This is a genomic window from Sporobacter termitidis DSM 10068 (assembly GCF_900130065.1).
Taxonomy (GTDB): Bacteria; Bacillota; Clostridia; order Oscillospirales; family Oscillospiraceae; genus Sporobacter; species Sporobacter termitidis.
This window is the reverse complement of record NZ_FQXV01000002.1, coordinates 148,601-163,945: the sequence shown is the minus strand read 5'-3', so window position 1 is coordinate 163,945 and position 15,345 is coordinate 148,601. Positions and strand designations below refer to the sequence as shown.

Annotated in this window: 11 protein-coding genes; 8 read left to right on the top strand and 3 right to left on the bottom strand. The window is 60.4% G+C overall.

Annotated elements, in window-relative coordinates; all coding sequences use genetic code 11:
• Positions 1-29 precede the first annotated feature (29 nt).
• Both BUB60_RS04345 and trxA read left to right on the top strand, forming a co-directional pair.
• A complete protein-coding gene (locus BUB60_RS04345; RefSeq protein ID WP_073076437.1) occupies positions 30-830 on the top strand; it encodes an NAD(P)/FAD-dependent oxidoreductase in 801 nt (266 codons plus the stop codon).
• 35 nt (positions 831-865) lie between these two features.
• On the top strand, positions 866-1,225 hold the full coding sequence (gene trxA, locus BUB60_RS04340; protein WP_073076436.1) for a thioredoxin: 360 nt from the start codon (positions 866-868) through the stop codon (positions 1,223-1,225).
• A 112-nt stretch (positions 1,226-1,337) separates the two neighbouring features.
• Here trxA and BUB60_RS04335 read toward each other — a convergent pair whose 3' ends face one another.
• The gene (locus tag BUB60_RS04335; RefSeq protein ID WP_073076435.1) at positions 1,338-2,063 is read right to left on the bottom strand and encodes a peptidoglycan recognition protein family protein; all 726 of its coding nucleotides are present in this window, start codon (positions 2,061-2,063) and stop codon (positions 1,338-1,340) included.
• Between the two features lie 364 nt (positions 2,064-2,427).
• Here BUB60_RS04335 and BUB60_RS04330 point away from each other — a divergent pair, with 364 nt between their 5' ends.
• From BUB60_RS04330 to BUB60_RS04320, 3 genes are all read left to right on the top strand, one after another.
• Positions 2,428-5,049: a valine--tRNA ligase gene (locus BUB60_RS04330; RefSeq protein ID WP_073076434.1), complete on the top strand. Its 2,622-nt coding sequence runs from the start codon at positions 2,428-2,430 to the stop codon at positions 5,047-5,049.
• Positions 5,050-5,583: 534 nt separating this feature from the next.
• Entirely contained in the window at positions 5,584-5,922 is a 339-nt protein-coding gene (locus BUB60_RS04325; protein WP_073076433.1) for a hypothetical protein, read from the top strand.
• Positions 5,923-6,247: 325 nt separating this feature from the next.
• Positions 6,248-7,348, top strand: a complete 1,101-nt coding sequence (locus BUB60_RS04320) for a M20/M25/M40 family metallo-hydrolase (protein ID WP_073076432.1) — start codon at positions 6,248-6,250, stop codon at positions 7,346-7,348.
• Positions 7,349-7,376: 28 nt separating this feature from the next.
• On the opposite strand, the gene BUB60_RS04315 is transcribed toward BUB60_RS04320, so the two are convergent.
• Positions 7,377-8,315, bottom strand: a complete 939-nt coding sequence (locus BUB60_RS04315) for a hypothetical protein (protein ID WP_073076431.1) — start codon at positions 8,313-8,315, stop codon at positions 7,377-7,379.
• Positions 8,316-8,581: 266 nt separating this feature from the next.
• On the opposite strand from BUB60_RS04315, the gene BUB60_RS20070 reads away from it, so the two are divergent.
• The 3 genes from BUB60_RS20070 to BUB60_RS04300 are packed head-to-tail and all read left to right on the top strand — an operon-like array spanning position 8,582 to position 10,059.
• The gene (locus BUB60_RS20070) at positions 8,582-8,905 is read left to right on the top strand and encodes an anti-sigma factor antagonist (protein ID WP_073076430.1); all 324 of its coding nucleotides are present in this window, start codon (positions 8,582-8,584) and stop codon (positions 8,903-8,905) included.
• Between the two features lie 6 nt (positions 8,906-8,911).
• The gene (gene spoIIAB / locus BUB60_RS04305; protein WP_073076429.1) at positions 8,912-9,352 is read left to right on the top strand and encodes an anti-sigma F factor; all 441 of its coding nucleotides are present in this window, start codon (positions 8,912-8,914) and stop codon (positions 9,350-9,352) included.
• Positions 9,352-10,059 carry a sigma-70 family RNA polymerase sigma factor gene (locus BUB60_RS04300; protein WP_073076428.1) on the top strand — a complete coding sequence of 236 codons (708 nt, stop codon included), beginning with the start codon at positions 9,352-9,354 and terminating at the stop codon, positions 10,057-10,059. Before spoIIAB ends, BUB60_RS04300 begins: the two co-directional genes overlap by 1 nt.
• Before the next feature lie 111 nt (positions 10,060-10,170).
• On the opposite strand, the gene BUB60_RS04295 is transcribed toward BUB60_RS04300, so the two are convergent.
• Positions 10,171-15,192, bottom strand: coding sequence for an S-layer homology domain-containing protein (locus BUB60_RS04295; RefSeq protein WP_073076427.1), 5,022 nt, complete (start codon positions 15,190-15,192; stop codon positions 10,171-10,173).
• Positions 15,193-15,345: the final 153 nt, after the last annotated feature.

The following is a 15,345-nucleotide window of genomic DNA, read 5'->3' as shown; positions in this document are numbered from 1 at the left end:
ATTTAAGGATCAACCTCAAGGAGGCCGCTATGGTCGATATTATTGTTGTAGGGAGCGGGCCGGCGGGGCTGTCGGCCGCCATCACGGCGCGGATGCGCGGGAAAAGCGTCACCATCATCGGAAACAGCAGCGCCGAAAGCGGACTGGCCAAGGCCGCCGAGATCGGCAACTATCCGGGCCTGCCCGGCCTCTCCGGCGCCGAGCTCTCCGGCAAAATGCTGATGCACGCCGTGGGCATGGGCGCCGAGCACGTCACGGGCCGCGTCACCACGATCCTGCCCGTGGGCAGGGAACTGAGCGTCAGCTACGGGTCCGAGATCGCGACGGGGGCCAGCCTCATCCTGGCCACCGGCGTCGTGCAGTCCTCCGTATTCCCCGGAGAGGCGGAGCTTCTGGGCCGCGGCGTTTCCTACTGCGCCACCTGCGACGGCATGCTGTACAAGGGCAAAAAGGTCTGCGTCGTCTGCCTGTCGCCGGACGCGGAGGAAGAGGCCAATTTCCTGGAGTCCATCGGCTGCAGGGTGACGCGGCTGAAGACGAAAAAGATCAAGGTGAACGGCGAAGACAAGGTGACCTCCGTCACGGCGGACGGGAACGAGCTCGAGTGCGACGGCGTCTTCATCCTCCGGGCCACCATCGCGCCCACCGCGCTGCTGCCCGGCCTTGAGACGGACAAGGGCCATATCAAGGTGGACAGAGCCATGAAAACGAATATCCCCGGCGTCTTTGCCGCCGGAGACTGCACGGGCACGCCCTATCAGGTGGCAAAGGCCGCCGGAGAGGGTCAGATCGCCGTGCTCTCCGCCGTGGAGTATCTGGCGCACCGGTAAAAAAACATCCGATGATTTAAGAAAGGCTGGTTACTATGGAAATTCTTCATCTCACAAAAAACGATTTTAACGACGTTATCGCCTCCGGCACCGTGCTCGTCGACTTCTGGGCGGGCTGGTGCATGCCCTGCAAAATGCTCGCGCCTGTCATCGAGGAGCTGGCGGAGGAGCTGAAAGACAGCGTCAAGACCGGCAAGGTCGACGTGGACGCCGAGGGCGAGCTCGCCGCGGAGTACGGCGTCATGAGCATCCCCACCGTCATCGTTTTCAGAAACGGGCAGGAGGCCAAGCGCTTTGTCGGCGTCCAGCCCAAGGAAGTGTACACAAACTTCCTGGCGCCGGAAAAGGCCGCCGCGTCCGGGGCCGAGGCCGCCAACACCGGAGAAGAGGAATAGGGGACATAATAAATATAGATGTGTCCTCCTGAGCAATGAAATGACGAAGGATCTTTTCCCGCGGCCGTTTGCCGGAAAAGATCCTTCGCTTCGCTCGGGAGGACAGGCTGTTTCAGGGCTGCCCCGGTTCGTTTTCCGGCAGCGCCTCCAGCGCGTCCTGCACGTCGTTTTTAAAAGCCTCCCATGCGTCCGGATGGTCCACGAAATACTTCGGGCACACCTTCCCCGTGACGTCGTAATGGCGGATGACGTCGGAGGAATCCAGGCCGTAAGCCTGGCATAAATAGGCCGTGAGCTTCACAAGGGACGCGTATGTATCGTCGGTGAACTTTCCCGTCTTGTCCGGGTGGCAGCACTCGATGGAGATTGTGTCGTCGTTGCGCCAGTTGGAGCAGTAGGCCACTTCGTCCGTGGGGACGCATTGCAGTATCCCGCCGTCCGTCCCGATCACAAAATTGCTGCTGGCCGACGTTTCGCCGGTTTCAGCCAGATTTTCATAGTAGCTGCGGTTCTGCTCCGCCGTCGTGCCCGGATTGCCGACGTAGTGTATGACGATGGCGTTCACGGCGGCGAGCTTCGTGCCGGGCCGCGAATACTCGTTGACCGGCAGCAGGTCGGCGGTCACCCACGCCGGCATGGTGATGTTTTTGACATTTTTGATGCTGCCCGCGCCGGTGGCGCCGGGCTTGGCCTCCCCGGCCTCCGCCTTTTGCGTCCCGAACACCTGAAACCCCAGCGCGACGCCCAGGATGACGAGGGCGATAATCAGAAACGTACCGACCCGCCTCCCGGTCAGGCGCCTTCTGCGCCGGGTCCTTCTTTGTGTAATAACGGCCATACCGCACCCCGCTTTTCGACATATCTCGCGAATTTGCTTCTATTATACAATAGAAATATTTCGAAAAAGTAACGCAATTGCTACGAACTTGTAAAATTTTGTCGATTCCGGTCCGGAAAGCGGCGCGCGGGGGCTGACCGCGGCCATGTGGCACTTGACAATTTTATCGAAATCATCTATACTTTTTAGACAAATGCGGATAGGAATTCGCCCCCGGGACATCCCCGCGGGCGTTTTTTGCAGGAAGAAACCTGAATCACGGCGCGCCGCGCGCCTGAACAGCGGTACCGCTGCACAAGCCTGATAAGCGCCGTGCTTTTGGGCTAAACTTATTTAAATGTGGTGCGGAGCATGGAGCGTGTCTATGAATAAAGAATTGCCGAAAGTGTACGACCCCAGGGACGTGGAGAAGAAGATTTATAAGCTGTGGATGGACGGCGGGTATTTCAAGGGCGTCATCGACCCCGGGAAAAAGCCCTTCACCATCGTCATCCCGCCGCCCAACGTCACGGGCCAGCTCCATCTCGGGCACGCCTTTGACGAGACGCTGCAGGATGTTCTCGTGCGCCATAAGCGCATGCAGGGCTACGCCGCCCTCTGGGTGCCCGGCACGGACCACGCCGGCATCGCCACCCAGATCAAGGTGGAGGAGCAGCTCCGGAAGGAAGGCCTCACCCGCTACGACCTGGGCCGTGAGAAATTCGTGGAGCGCGTCTGGGATTGGAAAAACAAATACGGCAGCCGGATCGTCGAGCAGCTCAAGACGCTGGGCAGCTCCTGCGACTGGAGCAGGGAGCGCTTCACCATGGACGAGGGCTGCTCCCGCGCCGTCCGCGAGGTCTTTGTTTCGCTTTACGAAAAGGGCCTTATTTATAAAGGCAACCGCATCATCAACTGGTGCCCCAAATGCACCACCGCGCTTTCCGACGCCGAGGTGGAGCACGCCGAGCAGGCCGGCCACTTCTGGCACATCAAATATCCGGTGAAGGGCTCCGACGAGTATGTCGTCGTGGCCACCACCCGCCCCGAGACGATGCTGGGCGACACCGGCGTCGCCGTCCACCCGGACGACGAGAGGTATAAGCATCTCGTGGGCAAAACGGTCGTTCTGCCGCTCATGAACCGGGAGATACCCGTCGTGGCCGACGAATATGTTGACCGCGAGTTCGGCACCGGCTGCGTCAAGATGACGCCCTGCCATGACCCCAACGACTTTGAGGTCGGGCTTCGCCACAACCTGGAGCAGATTCTCGTCCTGGACGAGAACGCCCGAATCCAGAACGGCGGCAAATACAACGGTCTGGACCGCTACGAGGCGAGAAAGCAGATCGTCAAGGATCTGGAAGAGCTGGGCCTGCTCGTCAAGGTCGAGGAGCACACCCACAGCGTGGGCGAATGTTACCGCTGCGGCACCACCGTGGAGCCGATGACCTCTCCCCAGTGGTTTGTGAAGATGCAGCCCCTGGCCGAGGACGCGCTGCGCGTGGTGGAGGACGGGACGATCCAGTTCGTGCCCGACCGCTTTGTGAAGATTTATAACAACTGGATGACCAACGCCCACGACTGGTGCATTTCGCGCCAGCTCTGGTGGGGCCACCAGATTCCCGCCTGGTACTGCGCCGACTGCGGCCATGTGACCGTCAGCCGGCAGGACCCCGCGGCGTGCGAGCACTGCCACGGCAAAAGCATCACCCGGGACGAGGACGTGCTGGACACCTGGTTCTCTTCCGCCCTGTGGCCGTTTTCCACGCTGGGCTGGCCGGACAAGACCCCGGACCTTGAGTATTTCTATCCCACCAGCGTCCTCGTCACCGGCTACGACATCATCTTCTTCTGGGTCGCGCGCATGATCTTTTCCGGCATGGAGCATATGAAAAAGGAGCCGTTCAAAACGGTCCTCTTCCACGGCCTCATCCGGGACGCCCAGGGCCGCAAGATGTCCAAATCTCTCGGCAACGGCGTGGACCCCATCGAGGTCATTGACACCTACGGTGCGGACGCGCTCAGGTTCAATATCATCACCGGCAATTCCCCCGGCAACGACATGCGCTTTTATCCCGAGCGCTGCGAGGCCATGCGCAACTTTGCCAACAAGATATGGAACGCCAGCCGTTTCGTGATGATGAACCTCACCGTGGATAAAAACGCGCTGCCGGATAAGCTGGAGCTGGAGGACAAATGGATCGTCTCCAAGCTCAACACGCTTGTGCGCGAAGTGAACGAGAACATGGATAAGTTCGAGCTGGGCATCGCCGCTTCGAAAATCTACGACTTCATCTGGGACAGCTACTGCGACTGGTATATCGAGCTGACAAAGCCGCGCCTGAATGGCGACGACGCTGCGGCAAGGGTCGGCGCCCAGCAGGTGCTTTTGTATGTGCTTATTGAAACGCTGAAGCTCCTGCACCCGTTCATGCCCTTCATCACCGAGGAAATCTGGCAGGCGCTGCCTCACGAGGGCGCGGCGCTCATGGTGGAAAAATACCCCGAGTATTCCGAAAAGCTGGCCTTCCCCGAGGACGAGGCAAATTTCGAGATGATCATGGCCGCCGTCCGGACCATACGGCAGCGCCGCTCGGAGATGAACGTGCCGCCGTCCAAAAGGCCGCACCTCATTATCGCCGCCGACAAGACCGCCGTGTTTGAAACGGGCCGCGTCTACCTGTCCAAGCTCGCCTTCGCCGGGGAACTCACCATCGGCAGCGTCCCGCCGCCGTCGACCGACGGCATGGTCACCGTTGTCACAAACGACGCCAAGCTTTACATGCCTCTCAATGAGCTTGTGGACCTGGACAAGGAGCGCGAGCGCATACAAAAGGAGCTCAAAAAGGCCCAGGACGACCTGGGGAGGACCGAGGCCAAGCTTCAAAACGAGAGCTTCGTCTCCAAGGCGCCGGAAAACGTGGTAAACGCCGAGCGCGAGCGTGTCGAAAAGCTGAAAGCGCTCCTCGGGAACCTGCAGGAAAGCCTGAAGGCCCTGGGCTAATTGATGCAAAAGGTGATTTTCCGGCCGGAAAATCACCTTTTTTCATCCTCCTGCCATTTCCGTATCCCTTTCTGCCGCGCCCTTTGCTCCCGCTCTGTCATTCGCCATCTCGGCCCTGTCATGCCCTTGCCCCGCCGTGTCGTTCCCCGTCTCCGTTCTGCCATTCCCGTCCCGTTCTGCCATTCCTGCCCCGTTCTGTCATTCCCGTCCCGTTCTGCCATTCCCGCCCCGTTCTGTCATTCTCGTCCCCATTTTGTCATTCCCGCGAAGGCGGGAATCTACATTCTCCGCCGGACCTGGATTCCCGCCTCCGCGGGAATGACAGAAGTAAGCGGGAATGACAGAAGTAAGCGGGAATGACAGAAGTAAGCGGGAATGACAGAGGTAAGCGGGAATGACAGAAGTAAGCGGGAATGACAGAGGTAAGCGGGAATGGCAGGGGTGAGCGGGCGGGCAGCGGGCGGTCGTATCACGCGAATTCCCCGTTTCCCGTGCTATACTGATGCTGAAAAAATCTATTTTGGAGGTGTCGGTATGAAAAGGGTCACAACAACGGAAAGAGTAACGGCGACGGAAAGGCTTGTCAGGAAGTTCGCGAGGGGCTACGAGCGGGGCACCGGGAGCGCCCGCTACATCGCGGCGACGGAAATGGCGGTCTTTATATCGGATTTGATCCGGCAGTTTTCCGGAATGAGCTTCGCCGTGCGCAGGGACAGGGGCAATGGGGCCACGCTGTCCGTCAGGTCGAGAGCGACCCGGGACGAGCTTTATTTTGCGCATGTCCACAATACAAACGCCCGCGGGCTGGACAGGTCGCCCGTCGCGTACTGCCTGACATTTGAGAACGCGGACGTCAACTTCGAGGTTGGCTGAAAAAAATAAATAAATATAGCGCAAAAAGAGATTTCAAAATTTGATTATCCAGCAGCCGCAACGCTTTGAAGCCTGCGCGAACCATCAGAGGTTCATAATTCTGTAACAATTCATCCAAATAACAGGCCCAAAAGAGAGCAATTTGAGGAAAATACACGGCAAATTTCGCGCAATACAAGCCTGAATTCAAATTTATCGGGCATTTTCGGGGCGATACACCCCCTCCCGCAGGGTCGTGGCGGCCCCGGCACGCCGCCGGTCCGGGCCGTTTGATAACGGCCCATTCCCCGGGATGAACCGTCCCGGGACAGTCAGGAGGCTTATTATGGAGCAGCACATCATCGATACCGTCCGGGCGCTGCGGGCCGAGCTGCACGGGCTGGCCGAGCGCTCCGGCAAGGAAAAGAAAACGAAGGCGCGTTTGATGGCCTTCCTCAGGGAGCACACCTCCCTGGGTCTTGTGGACGAGGGACAGTGGTTCTGCGCCATACATAAGGAGCCCGGCGCGTGCGGCACCGTCGCCGGCGATACGGTCGCTTTCCGGGCGGACATGGACGCGCTCCCGTCCGGGGACGGCGCGGCGCATCTCTGCGGGCACGACGGCCACTGTGCCGTCCTGGCCGGGCTGGGGCTCTGGCTGGAGGGCAAAAGGGTCGGGAAGAACATCGTCCTCATCTTTCAGCACGCCGAGGAGACGGGCGAGGGCGGCAAAATCTGCGCCAGGGCGCTGGACAAATACGGCGTCGGCCGCGTCTACGCGTTTCATAACATTCCCGGCTGGCCTGCGGGAGCCGTCCTGCTGTGCCGGGGCACCTTTGCCTGCGCTTCGCGCGGCATGGTCATATCAATGGCCGGCGCGCCGTCCCACGCGGCCTATCCCGAATACGGGCGCAATCCCGGCTTTGCCGCCGCCCGGCTGATCGCCGCCCTGCCGGCGCTGACAAGGCAAGGCCGGTATAACGGTCCCGCCATGGCCACGCTGATCGGCGCGGACATCGGCGGCACGTCGTTCGGTACTGCCGCCGGCAGTGCCGAGGTGTATCTGACGCTGCGCGCCGCAAATGACGGCGATCTGGACGCGCTGATTGCCGCCGTCAAAGGCGCCGCCGAAGCCGAAGCGTCGAAAGACGGGGTGTCGGCCGCCGTCTCCTTCCGCGACGCTTTTCCCGCCACCGTCAACAGCCCCGCCGCCGCCGACCGTCTGGAGAGCGTCTGCCGCAAGGCGGGGCTCCGCTGCGTCGGCGTCCCCGAGCCCTTCCGCTGGTCGGAGGATTTCGGCTGGTACGGCAAAAGCGCCGAAGCCGTCATGGCCGGCATCGGCGCAGGCGAGGACTGGCCTCAGCTCCATACGGAGAACTATGAATTCAACGACGATATCCTTCCGTCGGCCCTGATGTTATTTTCCGCCCTGGCGGAATTCGGATAAAAGGCGTATGTACCCGCGCGGCGCGGGCTTACGCCTTTGTCACCAGCGCGGCGAGCTCTTTTTCGAGGGCGGATTTTTCCGAGACGCGCGCGTCTTTCATGGCGGACAGCCTCGACAGCGCGCCGCTGACCTGCTGCCGGAGCTGCTGTACGCTCTCCTGGGAATCCCGGATGCGGGAGAGGACGGACCAGTCGGCAAACAGCCCGTCAAAGAAATAGTCGGCAAAGCGCAGGAACCCGTCGATATTGATGGATTCCAATGAGGCGCTGACGCGGACATCCGCCAGCTCCGTATGGAACCGGCTCAGCAAAACCTGCAGGTGTTCGGCGTCAGCCTGCGCGTCGTCCAGGTGGGAATGCTTTTCCATGTCGGCGAACAGCCCACCGCCGAACAGGTCCCAGGTGCCCCAGCTTTCGGCGCTGTCAAGATTTTCTTCGATGCACCCGATCTGGTTCAGGACGGCCCTGCCGGCAGAAATGGCCTCGTCCAGCTCTTTAAGCTGGCCCGCGGCTTCGCCGCGCCGGCGCTCCAGGGAGGAAAGCCGTTCGGCGTAGTCCGGGTCCTCCCGGAGCGTTTCCTTCAAGGCTTCAAAAACCAGGTCATATTGCTTGAAGCAGTCTGAAAAGGCGTTTCTTTCCGCGCTCAGCTGCCCGATGCGCGCCCGGCAGTCGTCCAGCTGGCGGTTGGCGGCGCCGTATTTCAGGCGGGCGGAAAAGGCCTCCTGCCGTTCCTTATCCAGTCTGGCCTCCTTTTTGCCCAGCATGGCGTACAAAATCGACGTGGCCGTTGTTTTTTCGAGCCGGGATACGTCGGCGTCCTCCTTGGAAAGCGCCGCGTTCAGCTGCTGTGCGTGCTGTGCCAGCTCCTGTTCCTCCCGGTTAAGGCTTTGCAGCATAACGTCGAGCTTCTTCCGGCGCTCGATTTTGGCGGAAAGCTCGGCAAGCTCCGCCCGTAATGTTTCAATCATATATCTGCCTCCCTGTCTCCGCGCGCCGTGCAGGCCCGCGGACTGATGCTTCGATTATAACATACGGCGGAGAAAGGAATAACTTTACGGCTTCAAAGCGGCGCGGGGGCGCTTGCCTGAGCATGAGATTTGCCCGGCGCCCCATATACCGACAAAAACTGCGGGCAAAATCAGATAGAATACCCGTGAACAGCTTGTACGCGGGTATTTTTTTATCCGCCGGCGCATATACTAACCGGTTATTCGTTTGCAAAGGAGGGGAAAAGATGACGGTCGGCTCAATGTTTGAAAACGGGGTGCTGACGATTTATCTGGACGGCGAACTGGATCATCACGCGGCGAAAAAGGCCGTGGCCTATATCGAAGAGAAAATCGACACGCATCTGCCGCCTGAGATCGTTCTGGATATGAAAAGCCTGTCCTTCATGGATTCCAGCGGCATCGCCGTCGTACTCAAGACATACAGGCGCATGAAGGAGATCAGCGGCAAGGTGCGTGTGGAAAACGTCAACAAGCAGCCGCGGCGCGTTCTGGACGCCTCCGGCGTCGAGCGCATCATTAAAGTCATCGCCCTGACGAAGGAGGCCTGATACATAATGACGGAGATCAATTCTATCAAAATGGAGTTCCTGAGCCGGTCGGCCAACGAGGGCTTTGCCCGGACGGCCATGGCCTGCTTCGCCGCGCAGCTGGACCCGACGCTGGAGGAGCTGGGCGATATCAAAACCGCCGTCAGCGAGGCGGTCACCAACAGCATCGTCCACGCCTATCCGGACACGCTGGGCAAAATCACGGTGCGCGCCCGCCTGTTCGACGACAATTCCATGGAAATCGTTGTCCGCGACTGGGGCTGCGGAATCGAGGACATTGTCCGTGCCCGGGCGCCGATGTTCACCACCGGCGGGGACGACAGGAGCGGCATGGGCTTTACCATCATGGAGAGCTTTATGGACAAGCTGCAGGTGCGCTCCAAGCCGGGCCGGGGGACGACCGTCACCATGCGCAAGCGGATATTGGTCCGCAAAAGCGGTAAGTGATGGAGCAGACGGCGCTGGACCGTCTGCTCGCCGCAAAGAACGGGGACCGTGACGCGGCCGACGAGATGGTCAGTATGAATTCAGGGCTCATCTGGAGCATCGCGCGCCGCTATTTCGGGCGGGGCGTGGACCCGGACGACCTATACCAGCTGGGCTGCGTCGGGTTTTTAAAGGCCGTGGCCGGCTTCGACCCGTCTTACGGCACGCAGTTTTCAACCTATGCCGTGCCAAAGATCGCCGGCGAGATACGGCGCTTTCTGCGGGACGACGGCAGCATCAAGGTCAGCCGCAGCATCAAGGAGCGGGCGCACGCCATCCGCAGCGCGAAAAGCACGCTGGAGCAGCGGCTGGGGCGGGAACCGACGCTGTCGGAGCTGGCCGGCGAAACCGGCGTGTCCGTGGAGGAGATCGCCGTGGCGGAGACGGCCACCGGCGCGCCCGAATCCCTGCAGCGGGAGACGGGTGACGACGGCTTCACGCTGGAAAACGTCCTGGGCGACTGGTGCCAGGAGGAAAATCTCATCGAGCACGTGGCCCTGCGGGAGGCCATCGGGGCGCTGGCTGAAAAGGAACAGATCGTCATCAAGCTCCGCTATTACAGGGGCATGACCCAGGACCAGGTGGCCCGCGTTTTAAAGGTCTCCCAGGTGCAGGTCTCGCGCCTGGAGCGCCGCGCCGTGGAGCAGCTGAGAAACCAGCTGAAATAGGCGGATATTATATATGTATTTTGAGGAGGCAATCGGCTGCCGGTATAGCGGGAGCAAGCAGCAAGGGGGATGACCGTCGTCACGGTCAACCCCCTTGCTGCTTATTCTAAATTATTTTGTCACGTTCTTGACATATCGCATGAGGATCGTCGCCGCCTGCGCGCGCGATGCGATACCCGTTGGGGAGAGCGTCGTGGCCGTCGTGCCGGTGATCAGGCCCTCGGCGACAACCCACGTCATGGCTGTGGAGGCCCAGGAATCAACGGCCGACGCATCCGCGTACGCCGTCAGCGCTGTTGTTTTTGTGACATCGCAGCCCTTATATTTGGCGTAGCGGTACAGGATGACCGCCATCTGTTCCCGGGTAATCGCGTCGTTTGTCCCGAACAGGCCGTTGCCGTAGCCGTCGACGATGCCGTTGGCGCTTGCCCAGACGACGGCGTCCGCGTACCACTCGCCGCTCTTCACATCCGTAAAGCTGCTTATTCCGCTTGCCGCCGGCTTGCCCGCCAGCCGGTACAGCACTGTGACGAGCATCGCCCGTGTCGTGTTCGCGCCCGGGTCGAAGGTGGTTGCGGTCGTGCCGCCCATCAGGCCGTTCCGGCCGGCATACTGCACCGCGTCGTAGAACCAGTCGTCTGTCAGGACGTCGGTATATGGATTCGCCCAGTCGTCGTAACCCACGGCGTAGTACGACAGATGCGTCGTCACGAAGGTCGCCAGCCTTGCCGCCGCGTCGTACGAGCACGTCAGCCGCTGGAGCGCGCCGGCGTCATTTAAGTACCACACCGCGACGTTTGACGCGCTTTGACCGTTCTTGAGGGTATACGGCAGCGAGATCGTGAGATTCGCCCCGCCGAAGCCGGAGATATGCGTCCCGCCGCTAAGGACGGAGATGCTGTAGACCGTGTCGTTTCCCACGGCGGCCCGCTGCGTGTCCGTCAGCGACGCTGTGTTGACAGTTTCAAGGCTTACAGTGACCGCCGAACCCGATGCCTGGGACACGATGGAGGAGAGCGCCGCGTTGGAGAGCGTGATGCTCCCGAGGGAGGTTTTGATCGTCAGATCCGCGCTCGTCTGGACGGCGACGGCGTTCAATGCCTCCTTGCTCAGCTCGAGCTTGGCCGCTGTGACCGTTCCGCTCGCAGAGGGCGCGATGGTGATGGCACCGCCGCTCGTCTTGGCGCTGACGATGGCGTCCTTCAGGTCGGACAGCGACATGGAGACGCTGGCCACGCCATCCTTGACGGTTGCGACCGGCGTCAGGGTCTGTGCCGTCCCGGCGGTGGAGCCGCTGCCGGTGTCGTTCCACTTTTCGCTGCCCTCCTCCTGCGTGTAATCGTCCGTGTAGTGCCAGACAATCACGTCGCCGTTGGAGAGCCTCTGATCCCGCAGGGAGTTGAGAGAGTGCGTTCCGTTTAACGTGTACATCCAGCCGGAATTGGCGCCGTTGGTGAATTCGGCCAGCGTCACGCCGCCGGGCGTCGTAATGGAGGTGATGTAGTAGCCCGTGGTATCGTTGAGCAGTGTGCCGTTCGGCCCCTTGTTGTACCAGGAGTAGCCGTATTTCATCAGAGCGGCCGCGAATACGTCCATAACCGTGGAGCCTGCGGGAAGCGTGAAGGACTCCGGCGGATTGATCCATGGGGTGAGATTGCCGGCCTTGAGCGTGTGGACGATACCGTCCGTGTCGGAGTCGTGGACCGTGTCGCCGAGGAGACTGAAGGTCACGGTGATGTCTGTTTTCGGCGGTTCAGGCTGATTTGCAATCGCTGCCAGCGCCGCTTCCGCGTTCGTCAGCTTTTTATACGTTGCACTGGCAATCGTTGACTGGACCTCCGGACTCAGGGCGTTATAGGCCTTCCGCGCGTTTGTGATCCTCGCCTCGTCGCTTTTGACGACGCTGGCGCTGGCGGGCAGGGCGTTCAGCAGCGCCGTAACGGAAGCCGCCGTTGCCATGCTCAGCTTTTCAAAGCAGAACAGGTATCCGGATTCGTTGAAGAAATAAAGCCGCCCGTCGTTATCCGCCGCGATCTGCTCATACGCGAACTGGCTCGCCGTCGGCGATGCCAGGACGCTCACATTTGCCGGATCGGCTGCTGTGATGGCGGCCGAATCCTTCATGACATAAATGGGCGACGGCTCGGAATAGCCCTGGAAATAAAGGTAGACGGTCTTGTTCTCATCCGTGGCATAGGCGGTGGACAAAATGGGCGTGCTCTGGATTTTTGTGGCCCCCGGTGCATTGATCGTATAGAGCTTTGTAAGCGTACTGGCTGTTGTTTGCAGCACGTCAACATTGCCGCTCTGCCCCGTAACATAGACCCGTCCGTTATAGATGACCGGCGTACATACGGTGGACTGGCTGAGATCAATGGAAAGCGGCTTGTCCGCGGCGGGGGTATAGGCTGTTATCAGCTTTCCCGTGGCCTGATCGATTTTATATGAATAGAGCATCTTTCCGCCGTAGGTTCCCCAGTACAGCCGTCCCGTATCCGGGGAATACGCCACGCCGCCCCAGGTATATGCCGTGTTGCTGCCGAAGGTGTAGCTGTTGAGAATTTCACCCGTCTTGTAATTGACGGCGTAGATCTTTTTGGCCGCGGCCACGTAGTAAGTGTCGCCCACGACGACGCCGGTGTTCCAGTTGAAGTCGTCATTAATGCTCCAGGCGGGAGCGTTGTAGCCGTTGGCGTCTACGGCAAAGCTGGTGGCGCGGAACGCGTTTTTTCCGCAGAAAACGTACCCGTTGCTGTACACGATGGGCCGGAAGGTGTTGATCGTCCCGTTGCTGTTTTGGCTGCCGCCGACCATCGTGCTGTGCTGGCCGCCCACGCTGGTCCGCCACAGGAAGGTCAGCGACCCGACCTCATACGCGGCAATATAGCCCGAGGTCGACAGGAATATCATGCCGTCACCGTAGGCCAGGTAATCATAGACGTAGCTCGTAACGCCCGCTTGTGTCTGGGCAACGATGTTTCCCGTATCCACGTCGATTTTATTGAGGTAGCCGTTGCCCGTGATATACAGATAGCCGTTGACCACGACGCTTTGCCCGGCGTAGGCGGCGCCGTAGTTGTTTGTGCCGACCATTGCGGACCACTTCTGATAGGTGCCGTCGGCACTTGTCGGAAGTGTCTTGGCTACAACGGCGTTGCCGTTGGTGTGGTTGTAAGCGCCGCTCCAGTCGGCCGCAGGAGCGTCGATGCCGCGGTCCTTGTTCATAACGACAGGGACGGTCCCTTCGCTGCTGAAGGCGCCGGAGGCGGGATAGCAGCCGTCGAGCGTCACGGTAAAGGTATACGCGCCGTTAAGCTGCGAATACGTGCCGCCGGAGCCGGACACAGGCGCGTTGTCACTGTCGTAGACGGTAATGACGGCTCCGTCCGTGCTCGCTACACCCTCCCCAGCCCGGATATTGAAGGTGGCCCTATAGTATAGGGAAACGGACGCGCTGTTTGCGCCGCCCTCCGAGACCGCGAAGGTGCCTGTCCGCGTCGGGAAGCCGTCCTTGGAGACGGCGTAGGCGTATTCTCCGTCCTCAAGCTGATATGTATATACGCCGTCAGACGAGGAGACGGGGGAATACCTGAAATCGCCCTTGGAGACGACGACGTTGAGGCCGGGGTCCGCAATGTCCACGGTCAGGGTGGCGGTACGCGGATTCATCATGGGGACAACCGTCAGGTCGTACGTACCGGTCACACCGAGGCAGCTGACCGTGATCGTCGCCGTTCCCTCAGCCACTGCTGAAACGACGCCCGCGCTGTCCACGGTGGCAACGGCCGTATTGTTGCTCGTCCATTCCGAGACGAGGGCGGGGTCAATGCCCAACGGCATGGAGGTGTTCAGCGTCAATGTGTGCGTATTGCCCGGCGCGGTGACCGTAAACGACGCCGGCAGCGTTTTGACATAGGCGTCGACGGTCGCCGGCTTTTCCGCGAAGCTTCCGATCAACCCGGGGTTATACAGGCCGTTGCTCAGGGTCGTGATATAGCTGCCCGACGTTTCAAGATAATACGTGCTCCCCACAGAGCCGGCGAAGCCCATGTAGTATGTGTCGGCGGGCAGAGTTACGGACAGCTCGTCCGCCGGCGCGCCGCCGGACAGCTTTTTGAGCGTTAGTATACTGCCGGTGGTCAACGGACCGCCCTCGGCGAGCTTGAGGGATGTAAAGCCCTTGTCCGCACCGTCCGCTTGGGTAAACTTGCCGGTGGACTGGACGCTGTACGCCGCCGAGCCCTTATTGCCGGCGGCCGCTATCAGGGACGCCGCATCTTTGATTGCAAAGGCGGTTCCCGTATACATGCGCACGCCGCTTCCCGCGCCGTACGCGAACATCGTGCCGCCGTTCATGACCGCGGTGCCGTAAAAAATTGCGCCGTATGCGTAGGACGTCAGCGTCGTAAAATTATTGATGATGACCGACCCGCCGTTTTGCGTATAGGCGCTGCTGCTGCCGCTGAAGGACAGCGCGCCGGAGGTACCGGACGAGGTGCTGCCCTCTTTTTCGGGGATCGTCAGGGTGACGGCGCCGCTGTTAACGGTCAGCGACGTGTCGTTGAGCGACAGGCAGTTGAAATTCGGGCCGCTTACAGAGCAGGAGAAATTCACCGTGACATCCGAAATCGTTATCGCGCTGCCGGCGCTTGAATAGGCCGCATATGAGGTGCCTGTGGCGTTCAGCGTGCCGGTCCCGCCGATATTCAGCGTGGAGGCGTCAAGAGAAATGCCGCGGCCTGTGCTGCTGCCGCCGCTGTTGAGCGTTTCGGCCGACAGGGTGTTCACGGTGCCGTCCTTTGCCGTCAGGTTCACCATCGCGCCGCCTTTGATCGCCAGCGCGTAAGGCCCTGTGCCGGCGTAATCGGAAGGGAGCCGGATACTGGCGTTGTCAAGCGTCAGGTCGACAGCTTTGTCTGCCGCGCCGGTGGTGTCGATAATCAGGGTATACTGCGTTGTCGAGCCGGAAACGATGTAAGAGCCGCCTTCGCTGATGGTAACGTCCCCGGCTGCGTCGTTAAGGTCGACGACAGTCGGCGGGTCGGCGGCCAGGGCGGGCGCGGGCAGCAGCGCGACGACCATCAGGAGCGTCAATAACACCGCGATATTCTTCTGTAAACGTTTTTTAATCATGTTCTTCTCCTCTTTTTGATTTGCCTGTCATTCCACAACAGGCAGAAAAGCTTTCGGCTATATATCTTCTGTAATCACCTCCCACACGGCTTCCAAAGCCTTTTGTTTTTATAAGAAGCAAGGAGCTCCATTGCCAACGGTTATATCTTTAGC

What these genes read in the sequence shown, in the direction of transcription:
- BUB60_RS04295 (WP_073076427.1), bottom strand. Translation starts at nt 15,192, where the DNA reads ATGATTAAAAAACGTTTACAGAAGAATATCGCGGTGTTATTGACGCTC.
- BUB60_RS20070 (WP_073076430.1), top strand. Translation starts at nt 8,582, where the DNA reads ATGACGGTCGGCTCAATGTTTGAAAACGGGGTGCTGACGATTTATCTG.
- BUB60_RS04345 (WP_073076437.1), top strand. Translation starts at nt 30, where the DNA reads ATGGTCGATATTATTGTTGTAGGGAGCGGGCCGGCGGGGCTGTCGGCC.
- BUB60_RS04330 (WP_073076434.1), top strand. Translation starts at nt 2,428, where the DNA reads ATGAATAAAGAATTGCCGAAAGTGTACGACCCCAGGGACGTGGAGAAG.
- BUB60_RS04325 (WP_073076433.1), top strand. Translation starts at nt 5,584, where the DNA reads ATGAAAAGGGTCACAACAACGGAAAGAGTAACGGCGACGGAAAGGCTT.
- BUB60_RS04300 (WP_073076428.1), top strand. Translation starts at nt 9,352, where the DNA reads ATGGAGCAGACGGCGCTGGACCGTCTGCTCGCCGCAAAGAACGGGGAC.
- trxA (WP_073076436.1), top strand. Translation starts at nt 866, where the DNA reads ATGGAAATTCTTCATCTCACAAAAAACGATTTTAACGACGTTATCGCC.
- BUB60_RS04320 (WP_073076432.1), top strand. Translation starts at nt 6,248, where the DNA reads ATGGAGCAGCACATCATCGATACCGTCCGGGCGCTGCGGGCCGAGCTG.
- BUB60_RS04315 (WP_073076431.1), bottom strand. Translation starts at nt 8,315, where the DNA reads ATGATTGAAACATTACGGGCGGAGCTTGCCGAGCTTTCCGCCAAAATC.
- spoIIAB (WP_073076429.1), top strand. Translation starts at nt 8,912, where the DNA reads ATGACGGAGATCAATTCTATCAAAATGGAGTTCCTGAGCCGGTCGGCC.
- BUB60_RS04335 (WP_073076435.1), bottom strand. Translation starts at nt 2,063, where the DNA reads ATGGCCGTTATTACACAAAGAAGGACCCGGCGCAGAAGGCGCCTGACC.